Origin of the sequence: Aquabacterium sp. NJ1 (assembly GCF_000768065.1) — a bacterium.
GTDB lineage: Bacteria > Pseudomonadota > Gammaproteobacteria > Burkholderiales > Burkholderiaceae_C > Aquabacterium.
In genome coordinates, this window is record NZ_JRKM01000001.1 from 1,728,565 (window position 1) to 1,740,820 (window position 12,256).

Annotated in this window: 10 protein-coding genes and 1 tRNA gene; 3 read left to right on the forward strand and 8 right to left on the reverse strand. The window is 64.9% G+C overall.

Annotated features, from left to right (window positions below; genetic code table 11):
• Positions 1–127: 127 nt before the first annotated feature.
• From trmL to JY96_RS07385, 4 genes are all read right to left on the reverse strand, one after another.
• Positions 128–598 carry a tRNA (uridine(34)/cytosine(34)/5-carboxymethylaminomethyluridine(34)-2'-O)-methyltransferase TrmL gene (gene trmL, locus JY96_RS07370; protein ID WP_035036232.1) on the reverse strand — a complete coding sequence of 157 codons (471 nt, stop codon included), beginning with the start codon at positions 596–598 and terminating at the stop codon, positions 128–130.
• Positions 599–625: 27 nt separating this feature from the next.
• Positions 626–2,245, reverse strand: coding sequence for an HDOD domain-containing protein (locus tag JY96_RS07375; protein ID WP_161784257.1), 1,620 nt, complete (start codon positions 2,243–2,245; stop codon positions 626–628).
• A 91-nt stretch (positions 2,246–2,336) separates the two neighbouring features.
• Positions 2,337–4,256 (reverse strand): tetratricopeptide repeat protein, encoded by a 1,920-nt coding sequence (locus JY96_RS07380; protein ID WP_052162246.1) that lies wholly within the window; start codon positions 4,254–4,256, stop codon positions 2,337–2,339.
• Between the two features lie 182 nt (positions 4,257–4,438).
• Entirely contained in the window at positions 4,439–7,291 is a 2,853-nt protein-coding gene (locus tag JY96_RS07385; RefSeq protein ID WP_035036236.1) for a YncE family protein, read from the reverse strand.
• Positions 7,292–7,688: 397 nt separating this feature from the next.
• Here JY96_RS07385 and JY96_RS07390 point away from each other — a divergent pair, with 397 nt between their 5' ends.
• Positions 7,689–7,934 carry a helix-turn-helix transcriptional regulator gene (locus JY96_RS07390; protein WP_369796191.1) on the forward strand — a complete coding sequence of 82 codons (246 nt, stop codon included), beginning with the start codon at positions 7,689–7,691 and terminating at the stop codon, positions 7,932–7,934.
• A 9-nt stretch (positions 7,935–7,943) separates the two neighbouring features.
• Entirely contained in the window at positions 7,944–9,287 is a 1,344-nt protein-coding gene (locus JY96_RS07395; RefSeq protein WP_035036242.1) for a type II toxin-antitoxin system HipA family toxin, read from the forward strand.
• Positions 9,288–9,362: 75 nt separating this feature from the next.
• Here the strand turns inward: JY96_RS07395 and JY96_RS07400 are convergent.
• Positions 9,363–9,438: transfer RNA gene (locus JY96_RS07400), tRNA-Arg, on the reverse strand.
• Between the two features lie 140 nt (positions 9,439–9,578).
• Between JY96_RS07400 and JY96_RS07405 the strand changes: the two genes are divergently transcribed.
• Positions 9,579–10,115: a cytochrome c5 family protein gene (locus tag JY96_RS07405; RefSeq protein ID WP_035036245.1), complete on the forward strand. Its 537-nt coding sequence runs from the start codon at positions 9,579–9,581 to the stop codon at positions 10,113–10,115.
• 66 nt (positions 10,116–10,181) lie between these two features.
• Here the strand turns inward: JY96_RS07405 and JY96_RS07410 are convergent, their stop codons facing one another.
• From JY96_RS07410 to JY96_RS07420, 3 genes are read right to left on the reverse strand one after another with little or no spacing between them, the layout of a single operon-like run.
• Positions 10,182–10,733, reverse strand: a complete 552-nt coding sequence (locus JY96_RS07410) for a DUF2946 family protein (protein WP_035036247.1) — start codon at positions 10,731–10,733, stop codon at positions 10,182–10,184.
• 18 nt (positions 10,734–10,751) lie between these two features.
• Positions 10,752–11,789: a YheT family hydrolase gene (locus JY96_RS07415; protein WP_035036250.1), complete on the reverse strand. Its 1,038-nt coding sequence runs from the start codon at positions 11,787–11,789 to the stop codon at positions 10,752–10,754.
• Positions 11,790–11,796: 7 nt separating this feature from the next.
• Positions 11,797–12,255 (reverse strand): nuclear transport factor 2 family protein, encoded by a 459-nt coding sequence (locus JY96_RS07420; RefSeq protein ID WP_035036252.1) that lies wholly within the window; start codon positions 12,253–12,255, stop codon positions 11,797–11,799.
• Position 12,256: the final 1 nt, after the last annotated feature.

Below are 12,256 nucleotides of genomic sequence, written 5' to 3' on the forward strand. Positions count from 1 at the left end.
GGGAGAGAGCCCGGACATCAAGAGTCCTGAGGACTGTTGATGCCTGGCGAGCGCGAAGGGCTCTGCCCCTGAGCACGAGCGGAGTTGACCGCCCAGTGCCCCTGGCTCGCTCAGATGCCAACCAGCCTCAAGCCCCGCCCGCGTAGCCGTTCTGCCGCCAGGCCTCGAACACCGCCACCGCCACCGCGTTGCTGAGGTTCAGGCTGCGCTGCTCTGGCCGCATCGGCAGGCGCACACGCTGCGCCGTGTCGAAGGTTTCACGCAAAGCCGGGTCCAGACCGCGGGTCTCGCAGCCGAACACGAACCAGTCACCCGGCTGCCATTGCACCTCGCTGAAGGGCCGGCTGCCGCGTGTCGTGAACGCGAACATGCGCGATCGGTCTGGCTGCATGGCCTCGATGAAGGCGTTCCAACTGGCGTGGCGGCGCACCGCGGCGTACTCGTGGTAATCGAGCCCGGCGCGGCGCAGCAGCTTGTCGTCCATGGAGAAACCCAGGGGCTCGATCAGGTGCAGCTCGCAGCCGGTGTTGGCCGCCAGGCGGATCACGTTGCCCGTGTTGGGCGGAATCTCAGGTTCAACCAGGACGATGCGGAACATGGGGGCGCATTATCCACGCACCGAACTTCAGCCGCCCGTGGTCTGCTTGAAGGCCATCACGGCCTGGTTGCGCAGCGTGCGCAACAGTGACAGCTCTTTTTCATTGAGCTGCAGGGTGTTGGCCTTGCCCTTGTCGGCGTAGATCATGCCCAGCACCATGTCGGCGTGGCCCTTGCGCTTCATCACCAGAGGCAGCATCAGGAAGGTCGGCGCCTGCACATGGTCGCGGAACCACGCAGGCAGGCGACCCACGATGCTGGCGGCAGACGCGTCGGCGATCAGCATGTCGGCATTCTTGAGGCACACCACGGTGAACAGGTCGGGCGTGCCGCCTGCAGGCACGGTCAGCGGGATCTTGAAGGCGGCCTTGACGATGTCCACCCCCTCGCCGATGCCCAGTCGGCCCAGCAACTGGCCGGTCTTGGCGTCGCGCATGCAGAAGATGACGCGGCGGCAGTCCATGGCGCGCAGCATGGTCTCCAGGATCATGTGCAGCACGTCGTTGAGCTTGAAGGGCTCCAGCAAGGTGTTGGTGATGTCCTGAATGCCATTGGTGAGCACGTTGGCGGTGTCCTGCTCGGGCAGGGGCATGTCGGCCGTGAGTGCGCCGTTTTCAGTGGTGAGGCCCAGGTCGCGGGCGCTGGGGCCGTCGGTCTGGCCGGCGTTGGGCGCATCCACGTAATAGCGGTCCAGCAGCTTGTCGGCGGGCGACTGCGCGGGCACGGACATGTTCAGGGCCTGCGTGAGGTCGGTCAGGCGCTTGCGGGCGCGGCTGGCGGCATCCTGCAAGGCATGTGGCGTCAGATCCAGCGCACGGGCATAGGTCTTGGTCAGGTCAGTGAGGATGTCACCCAGGTCGACGGGCTCCGCCTTGAGCATGCTGTCGGCGGTGTCGTTGGCCAGGCTGGCCAGCCACCAGACGCGCTCGGGGCGCGCAGCCAGCGACATCTTGGGCACATCCCGATCGGGGTGGGCCATGCAGGCACGCAGGCCCTCGGGCAGGCCCCACATCTCACCCACGCGGTCGGCCAGCTTGTCCAGCGACACACCCAGCACGTTCTGGGCGGCCTGTTGCTCGGTGATCGGCGGCGCCTCGTCCGTGCCTTCGCACAAGGTGCGGATCTGCTCGGCGTCGTCAGGCAGGTAGAAGGACACCAGCAGGCGCCCCAGGTTGCGGAACAACGCCCCCAGGTAGGCGTCTTCGGCCTCCTTGGCACCCCGGCTGAGTTCGCTGGCCAGGGTACCGGCCATCACGGTGCGCAGGAACTCGACCTTCAGTTGCTGGGCATGGGCTTTGTCCTCCATGTGGTCCAGCAGCATCAGCGACAAGGCCAGGTTGCGCACGCCGCCTACGCCAATCAGGGCCACCGCGCGCGACACGGTGCTGATGGGGTCGGAGCCGGCGCGGCGGAAATGCGCCGTGTTGACCACGCGCAGCAGCTTTTGCGTCAGGGCGACGTCTTGCAGCACCTCGTCACACAAGGACTGCATGCTGTCAGTTTCAGAGTTGGACAAGGCCTGCACCCGCGACACCGAGGCCGACAGCGCCGGAAAGTCGCTTTTGAAGCGCATGCGGCGCAGCAGATACTCGAGCGTCAGCTCGGCATCGTCGATTTCGGAACCCTGTGGTGGCGCTGAGTTGGGCATGGTGCTCTTATCCTCTTGCGACATTGGGCACCAGTTCCCGCCTTTTGAAAACGGGATTCGCGCCAATTTATGAGCGCAAATCCGGCCCAGCTCAGCTTGATTTGGGTGCAGAGGCCAGCCAGGCCGGCAGCGCGGCAGCCACCTCCTGCAAGGGCGCCTGCCATTGGCCCCAGCTGGTTTGCCTGAACAGGCGGGCGCTGGGGTACCAGGGGCAGTCGGGGCGGTCGACCAGCCAGCGCCAGTCGGGCACGCGCGACAGCAGGATCCAGCAGGGCTTGCCCATGGCCCCGGCCAGGTGGGCGATCGAGGTGTCCACGGTGATCACCAGGTCCATCTGGTCAAGCAAGGCGGCGGTGCTGTCAAAGCCTTGCAGCGCGTCGTGCAGGCGGATGATGTCCGGGCGATCCTTCAAGGTGGGCAGATCGGCCTCGCGGATGTCTTTTTGCAGGCAGTAGTACTGCACGCCGCTGCTGGGCAAGGCCGACATCAGCGTAGCCAGGGGCATGGAGCGGTTGGCGTCGTTGCGATGCGCGGCGTTGCCCGACCAGACGAGGCCGATGCGCGGCTGGCTGCGGGGCGCCAGGCGCGCGGCCACCGCCTGCACCTGCTGCGGGTCGGCATGCAGGTACGACGCCGGCGCCGGCAAGTGCGCAGGCGTGCTCTTGAAGGCCAGGGGCAGGCTCATCAGGGGGCAATGCACATCAAAAGCCGGCAGGGGCTCACCGCGCGCGATCACCTGGGCGCCACCGGCCAGGCTGCGCATCAGGCCCTTCAAGGGAGGCTGCACTTCCAACACCACCTTGGCGCCGAGCTCGGCCACCAGGGGCGCATAGCGGCAGAAGTTGATGGTGTCGCCCAAGCCTTGCTCGGCGTGCAGCAAGATGGTGCGGCCACGCAGGTCGGTCTCGCCCAGCCACAGGGGCTGCGTGAAGCCGCGGGGTTCAGACGAGAAGCCCGGCTTCTTCCAGCGCACCTCGAACAGGGGCAGGCCTGTGGCCCAGTCGCCGGCCAGCAGGCTCGTCCAGCCCAGTGCCCACTGCACCTCCACGTCGGTGGGCTGCGCCTGGCGCGCCATGGCAAAGGCCTGCCTGGCCTCGTCGAGCCGCGCCATGTCCAGCAGGGCGTTGCCGCGGTTCATGTGGGCACCGCCCAGTTTCGGGTCGACCTCCAATGCCCGGTCGGCCATGGCCAGGGCCTCGGCGTGGCGGGCCGATTCACGCAAGGCCCCGCTGAGGTTGGACAGGATGATGGCGTTGCGCGGCGCCAGCTGGAGCGCCTGCTCATAGCAGTCGATGGCCTCCGGCAGGCGCTTGAGCTTGAGCAAGGTGCTGGCGCGGTTGCCCAGCAGATCGGGTTGATCGGCCTTCAAGGCCAGCGAACGGTCATAAGCGGCCAGCGCTTGCGGCAAACGCTGCATGGACAACAAGGCATCGCCCAGCCCGGCAAAGGCCCCGGCGCGCTGCGGCTCGATGGCAATCGCTTTTTCATAGCAGGCCACCGCATCATCAAAACGCTGGAGCATCAGGCAGGCATGACCACGGTTGATCAGCGCAGCCACATGGCCGGGCTGCACGGCCAGCACCTGGGCAAAACTGGCTTCGGTGGCGGCCCATTGTTTCAGGGCCTGCTGCGCGGCGCCGCGCCCGAAGAAGGCTTCGACCGAGGGCTCCAGCACCACGGCTTTGTCAAAGCTGGCCAGGGCCTTTTCTGGCTGGCCCGATTCCATGCAGGCGATGCCCAGGTTGGTGTAGGCCATGCCGGCCTCGGGGTCTGCGGCAATGGCCTGCTCGAACAGCGCGATGGCTTGCGGCAAGGCGCGCTTTTGCATGGCCATGACGCCCAGCATGTGCAGGGCATCGAAGTCCTGCGGGTCGAGTGCCAGCACCGCCTGGAAGTGCCCCTGAGCCTGATCCAGTCGCCCTTGTTCATAAGCGGCAAAGGCCTGGTCAAGCAAGGCGTCGATCTGATCGCGCTTGGCGGCCGAAGCAGGTGCAGGTTGTTCGCTGTGCATGGTCAATTCATCCCTGGGCGCCAAAGCGGTTGAGCGCAAAAGGAAGACATCCTAATCGCCGGGCAGATCACGGCGGCGCCGGTCTTTCCCTGGGAAACACTTGCCAACAAAAAACCCGGCCCACGTGCCGGCAAGGCACGCAGACCGGGTGGGCAAACAGAGCCGGTCAGGTCCAAGTCGGATCACAGCGTGGCGGCGATGCGCTTGCCCGAGCCGGGGGGCGTGCAGGTGTAGGTTACTTCCTGGCCCACCGTGCTGGCCAGGGCGCGCAAGGCGGCATCGGTACGGTGTGCACCGTCACCGGCCACGAAGCTGCTGGACGCCAGGTCATACACATAGCCGCGGCGCGTGCCACCTTCCACCAGTTGGGCCACCAGATCGCACTCGGTGACGTTGCCGCCCAATTCCTTGGACACATAAGGCGTGCTGGCACGCTGGATCAGCAAGTCGATGCGAGGATTGACCGCCGCGGCATTGGCCGATGTCAGCGTGACCTGCTGGCCGACGATGGGCGCCATGTCGCTGTCCATGACGTGCATGAAGTCAGACACGTCACGACGGGTCGCATCGGGGTTGATCAGCGGGAAGCCCGAGTTCAAGGTGGGCTGGAACACGCGCACCGTGAAGAAGTGCGCCAGGGTGTCGGCCGTGCCGTCATGCACGAAGCCAAAGCCCCGCACCTGATCGCCCAGGAAGCCGGTGGCATCGGCCGTGGAGAAGGGGATGGCCGGCGAGCCAAAGCGGCCCACCTTCTGGTACATGTTGCGCAGCTGGGGCACCTTCACGATCTGCGAGATGCCTTCGAAACTCTGGAAGCCCCCTGTGCCATACATGCCCTTGGCCGGGTCCACGGTGTGGCAGCCATTGCAGTTGTTGTTGGGCGTGACCGACTTGCCGTTGATCACGAACTTGAATCCATCAGCAGGACGACTGCCGAAATAGAAATCGTGGCCGCGCTGTTGGGCGGCCGTCAGCGAGTTGTCCAGGTTGCGGATGGGGTTGGGTGGCAGCTGCACATTGAGCATGAAGTCGGCGAAGGTCTGCATCTCGGCTTCGCTCATCTGGTTGGCATTGCCCAAGAGGCCGGCAAAGGCCACGGCGAAGTTCTTGAACGAGAGGTTGCTGTCCATCGCCGAGATGCCGAACACGCCGTTGGATCGGTCACCACGCCAGTGCATGGCCCCCGAGTTGCGCATGCCCTTGAGCGTCTGCGTGATCATCGGGCCCTTCATGGGGTGGAAGTCGGTGGGCTTGTCGCTGCCGTTGATCTTGTTCTTCACACCAAAGATCAGCTTGGCAATGGAGAACTGCAGCGAATCGGTGAACTTGCCGGGGATGGGGCTGGTGGTGACCACGTCGTCCGGGTTGCCCAGGTCCCAGGCCAGGTCGTCCATCTCACCAAAGATGTGGCAGCTGGCGCACGAGGCTTCGCCATTGGCCGATGAGCGGCTTGCGTCATACAACATGGGCCGGCCAGCCACGATGGCGGCAGGCTCGGGGTTGGGCAATGCGGTCTGGGCCACCTCGGCACGCGTGGCCAGGTTCACCACCTTCACGGCGTTGTCGAAGCGGGTCATGACGTACAGGCGGCCGCGGTTCTCATCGAGCACGATGCCGCTGGGGCCACCGCCACTGACCGTGATGTAGCGGGCACTGGCGGCGCGCGGGTTGAAGGTGTCACCTTCCAGCTCGGCGGTGTTGAACACGCCGATGCGGCTGGACCCGAAGGCGGTCACGTACAAGGTCTGGCCATCGCGGGTCACGGCCATCTCCAGCGGCGTGGCCAGGCTGTGCTCCTTGGCTGTCGGATCAAAGCCCGGGTCGTTGACCAGCTTGCTGTAGTCGATGTGCTTGTTGAGGTGGTGCGGCGTGACCGTGCCGTTGTCGATCACGGTCACGCGTGACAAGGCGATCTTGCCCTGCACGGTCGAGCCCCCGAACTTGCCGGGCCCTTCGAACCGCGTCATGTTGTTGGCCTCGGTATTGCTCACGTACAGCTTGCCGCTCACGGGGTTCACGGCCATGTTGAACAAGGTGGTGCCCACATGCCGGTAGGCCGTCTTCTCGCTCAGGCTGTTGGCGTCCACGGCGAACACATCCTTGTCAGGCAGGCTGAAGGACACGGCCGCATCCCAGTTGCGTCCGACCACGTCTTCCCAATGCCCGGATGTGCGGTTGAACTTCACCAGCAGGCCGGTCTTGGGCGCGGGGCTGCCCGCTGCGTTGGTCTGCGGGCCCAGGCGGCCACCTGGCATGGTCACGCCCTTGACGGTGCACTTGGTGTTGAGCGCGAAGCTGTCGCACACCAGCTGCTCGTTGATGGACGACGTCTCGTTGCCGGATTTGAAAGCGGCCACATACACGGTGTTGCGGTCGGGGCTCACGGCCAGTGCGCGCGGCGTATCGGCAAAGAAGCTCAGGATGCTTTGCGGGACGCCTCCCAGCGTGTTGCCCAGGCTGCCCGGGTTGAACACCCACACATCAGCCCGGCCCACGCCCGGCGTGGTGAGCTTGGGGTCACCGGCGCCCGGCACGTTGGCCAGAGATGGGTCCAGACGTTGCTGGCCGCGGTGCGCCGTGGTGATGAAGGCTTTGGCAGGCAAGCCGGCGAACACGATGTCACGCGGCTCGTCGCCCACCAGCAGGGTGCGCACCACGCGAGGTGCACCATCCAGGCTGACCACGCTGACACTGTCGGACAAGTGGTTGACCACCCAGACCTCGTTGTCGTTGCGCAAGGCCACGGCCACCGGCTCCATGCCCACGGGCACGCGGGCGAACAACTGCAGGCCCGTGCTGGTGATGTTGAAGATCTCCAGCGTGTTGTTGGGCGTGTTGACGGCAAACAGCCTGCTGCCGTCTGACGACATGGCCAGCGGCCTCACCTGCCCGCTCTCGAAGGCGATGAAAGAAGGCGATGCCGCCTGTGCGGCAGGCGTTGCCACGGTCATCAGTGGCACGGACAGCGCCAGCGGGCCTGCCAATGCCTGCAGCATCGACAAGGCACCCAGGCCTTTGCGGAAACGGGTTGTCATGGCGTGTGCTCCTCGCGCTCGGTTCTTCGAGATTCAAATCAAATGGACGCTTTGACTCTAGAAACCGATGCGCCTGGGCGGAAGGCGGGAAGCGCGCACTTCCTGCCTACGGCGAGCCCCACCCCCTGAGATGCGGGCGCGAAAACACGACAACATCCGTTAATCGGATGGCGACAAACCCTTTTAGTAAAAACGGGCTGGCCGATCACCGAACGACACAACAACAAACCCGCCCCGCTTTTGAGCGATTCGATCTCCCTCACGGGAACAAATCAAAAGCTGTCATTCAAAAATACAGCATTGATTGTGTATTCATGATTTACAACTCATAATGCGTATATCAAGAATACAAACCCTGACCTGTATGCAAGCGTTTCCAGTTCGCAGTCCAGACCAGTTGCCGGCCCTGCTTCAATCGTTTCGCAAGGCCGCTGGCTTGACGCAAGCCGAGACCGCGCTGCGCCTGGGGGTCACACAGCAAACCTATTCTGCGCTGGAGCGCCATGCCAGCAAGGTCAGCGCCGAGCGCCTGCTCCAGCTCCTCAACCTGCTCGGCGTGGAGTTGGTGCTGCATGCCAAGTCCACACCCCAACCCGGCGTCCGGGCGGCAGAGCCCTCGGCGGACAACGGTCCGGCTTGGTGAAGTAACGCCATGGGAAGACGCGCTCACACCCGAGCCTTGGGCCTGTGGATGAACGGTGTCCGTGTGGGCACCTGGCGCATGGCGCCACACAGCCCGGACACCTTGCAGTACGACCCGAGCTGGGTGCAAAGCCGCGAAGGTCGGCCACTGTCCCTGTCGCTGCCCTTCACGCCTGGCAATGCCCCGCATCGGGGCGAGCGCGTGCGCCACTATTTCGACAACCTGCTGCCTGACAGCCCGGACATCCGCACGCGCCTGGCTCGCCGTTATCAGGCCCACTCTGCAAACGCCTTTGATCTGCTGGCACAAGCCGGACAGGACTGTGTCGGGGCACTGCAGATCCTGCCCAACGATGCCAGCCCAGGCGCCGCTTCCGTGCAAGCACGCCCGCTGAGCGTCAGCGAAGTGGCCGATGTCTTGCGACACGCCACCGCAGCCACAACCCCGGGCTTCATGGAGAACGACGACGTCCGCATCTCGATCGCCGGCGCACAGGAGAAGACCGCCCTGCTCCGGCTGGACGACCGATGGTGCATGCCGCAAGGTGCCACACCCACCACCCACATCCTCAAGCTGCCACTGGGTCTGGTCGGCGGCATGGGCCTGGACCTGCGTGAATCGGTCGAGAACGAGTGGCTCTGCGCGCAGATCCTGGCCGCTTATAACCTGCCGATAGCCCAATGCGAGCCGGTGCAATTCGATGGCGTGAAAGCGCTGGCCGTGGCGCGCTTTGACCGCATGTGGTGGACCGCTGCCGATGGCGAGCGACATCTCATCCGCTTGCCGCAGGAAGACTTGTGCCAGGCGACCGCCACAGCCCCCGATCTGAAGTACGAAGCGCAAGGCGGCCCAGGCATCGACCGCATCATGTCGGTGTTGGCCGGGTCAATGACACCCGAGCAGGACAAGCGCACCTTTTTCATGGCCCAGGTGCTGTTCTGGATGCTGTGTGCACCCGACGGTCATGCCAAGAATTTCAGCCTGTTCATCCGGCCTGGTGGGCGCTACCAGCTCACCCCTCTGTACGACGTGATCTCGGCTTACCCCATCCTGGGCCATGGTCCCAACCAGATCTCGCCGTTCAAAGTCAAACTGGCCATGGCGGTGCGCGGCAAGAACGCACACTGGAAGATGAACGACATCCAGCGGCGACATTGGGTGGCCATGGGTACACGACACGGTGTGATCACGGCAGATGGCCAAGCTGTCGAAGCGCTGCTGGAAGATCTCGTCGCACGCACGCCAGCGGTCATCCATGAAGTCAGGCGCCAACTGCCTGCGGGCTTCCCCAGGCAGTTGGCCGACAGCATTCTGCTCGGACTCGCGGATGCGTCCGAGCGGCTTGGCGGCTGAAAGGCTTGCCGATCATGGCACCCGGACAACAAAAAACCCGATGCGCTTCTGGCGACATCGAGTTCATGCAGGTGGTGGCGCGCCCGGCTGGGATCGAACCAGCAACCCCTGCCTTCGGAGGGCAGTACTCTATCCATTGAGCTACGGGCGCAGCAATGCCGGATTCTAGCAGTCAGCCAGACGGGCAATTTCCGGGATGGCGTATACACGACTTATAATTGCCCTTTCGCCGGGCCGGATACCCGCTATCCGCCCCACGCCACGCCACAACCAGCGCCTCCTGAACACCCCATGAGCCAAGCGCCCCAATCCCAAGAGTCCGGTCACCACCAAGGCCCGATCAGCACCCCTCAGCAACTGATTGCTGCCGTGCTGGCCGCGTTCATCATCCCGGTGGTCATCATCGTGTTGCTGGTGAACTATGTGTCGTCCAACAACAGCTCGGCGGCAGGCAGCGAGGCGCTGAGCGCCCAGGCGGTGTCGCAGCGCATCATGCCCGTGGGCACGGTGGAGATCAAAGTGGCGTCGGCCAATGCCGGCCCGCGCTCGGGTGAAGAGGTCTACAAGGCCCAATGTACGAACTGCCACGCTGCAGGCATGCTCAATGCACCCAAGTTTGGTGACGCGGGTGCCTGGGGCCCTCGCATCGCCAAGGGTGAAACCCTCCTGCTGGAACACGCTTTGAAGGGTTTCAACGCCATGCCTGCTCAAGGTGGCGGTGATTTCTCTGATCTGGAAGTGCACCGCGGCATGGTCTACATGGCCAACGCCGGTGGCGCCAAGTTCACCGAGCCTGCTGCACCGGCTGCCGCTGCATCGGCCCCCTGATACGGCTGATCGCCCAACGCAAAACCGGCTCCTGCGAGCCGGTTTTTTTATGCCCGCCTTGCCCTTTCAGGCACGGGATGCAGGCTGCGGGTCGAGCGCATAGTGGAAGCGCCCGGGCATCTCGGCAAAGGGCAGTTCTTGAGGCACCCAGGCCCCAGCCTCCACGGCATCGGCCGCTGCATCCATGTCCATGGAGCGCACCACGCCAAAGCCCTTGTCCGTGTCCAGGAAGAGGCGGCCATGTTCGTCCAGCCAGCACGATTGGACCTGTTCCACCACTTGCCCCGTGTGGGTCTCGATCAGGTAGGTAGCCTGCGCGCCCTCACCCACCTTGCGCACCAGCAGCACGAAGGGTGAGGCCTCCAGTTGCAGGTAGACGCGCTGCGGGCCGTTCTGGAAGAACCAGGCACCGCGATCGTCATGGTCGTAGTTGCGGTGGATGAATTCCTTGAGCTTGTCGTGGTTGACGCGGCTGCCCTTGACCTGCGGGAAGGGCCCGGCGGCCTGGGTGGCCTCGTCACGCATGTACCAGTCACCACGCGCATCCAGCGCCAGCCAGCCGTAGCAGTCGGGCACGTTGGGCCACTTCTTCAAAGCGGCTTTGACGATGTCGTCCATGATCGGTCCTCAGTCAGCTCAGAGTTGTTGTGACAGCCATTGGCCCACGGCCTGGGGCAGGTCGGCCACATGGCCGGGGAAACGCCCCGCCGGAAAGCCCACGTGCCCGCCTTCGTGCGGTTGCCACAGCGTCACGGCCGGGCCCACCTCGCCTTTCGTGGGCAGGCAGGACGCAGGCACGAAGGGGTCGTTGCGGGCGTTGAGCACCAACGCAGGGACGTCTCGCATGTGGCGCAGGCCGGGCTTGGCCGAGCACTTTGCCCAGTAGTCCTCGGTGCTGGCAAAGCCGTGCAAGGGCGCAGTGAAAGCATTGTCGTACTCGTACAGATCCCTGGATGCGCGCAGGGCGGCTTCATTGAACAAGCCGGGGAACTGCTTGAGCTTGGCCAGGGCCTTGGGCTTCATCGTGTTGAGGAACATGCGGGTGTAAACCTGCCGGTTGAAGCCCCGGCCAATCGCATGCCCTGCGGCGGCCAGGTCAATGGGCGAGGAGATGGCCACCACGGCCCGCACGACGCGGCTGGCATCGGCGCCCTCCTCTTGCGCCCAGCGCAGCAAGGCATTGCCACCCAAGGAGACACCCACGGCCAGCACGGGGCCATCGTGGCCCAGCGCGAGGCGGCGCAGGATCCAGTTGATCTCGGCGTGGTCGCCCGAGTGGTAGGCGCGCGGGCCGCGGTTCAACTCGCCCGAGCAGCCCCTGAAGTGCGGCACGACGTAGTCCCAGCCCTGCGCGTGGGCCCAGTGTGCAAAGGCGCGGGCGTAATGGCTTTGTGACGAACCCTCCAGCCCATGGAAGAGGGCGAGCAAGGGGCGGCCCTCGCCGCTGGGCTGGGCATCAACCTGTGGGAGGGCCTGTGTGGGAGTGGGTGCCGCGGGCCGGAAGTCCACGTCGATGAAGTCGCCATCGGGGGTGTCCCAGCGTTCGCGCCGGTAGGCCACGGGCACGTTGCCATGGTCCACGTGCGCACGGCTGTACAGCGCAGGCCAGATGGTCTGGGCGTTGCCAGCCAAGGGCCCATGCCCGGCCAGCCAGCGTGGGGCACGGTACTGCATCGTGGTGTCAGTGCAAGGTGGTGCGGGGCTCGGTGATGTCAGGCAGGTCTTGCGGCAGGCCAGCGCTGGCATGGTGCGCCACCATGCGCCAGCCCATGGCCGTACGCAGGAACACATTGGTGGCGATCACATAGGCTGTCTCCAGGCCACGCTCGGTCATGGCCTGCACCTTCTCGGTCACGTGGTGCACGGCGCACACGGCGGATTCCATACGGCGTACATGGTGCACCTGCACATGCACCGGCCCGTTGACGAACACCGCTTCAAAAGCAGCACGCACGGCCACGGTGCCGACCACGCGCGGGCCGCCGGGATGCACGCAGGCGATCTCTTCATCATCGGCCCAGACGGACATCATCTTGTCCAGATCGCCTTGCTGCATGGCCTCGTAGAAGGAGGCTTCGGTCTCGTCGGCCGTGCTCATCAGGGCTGCCTGGGAGACTTTGCGGGCACGCGGGTCGCTCATG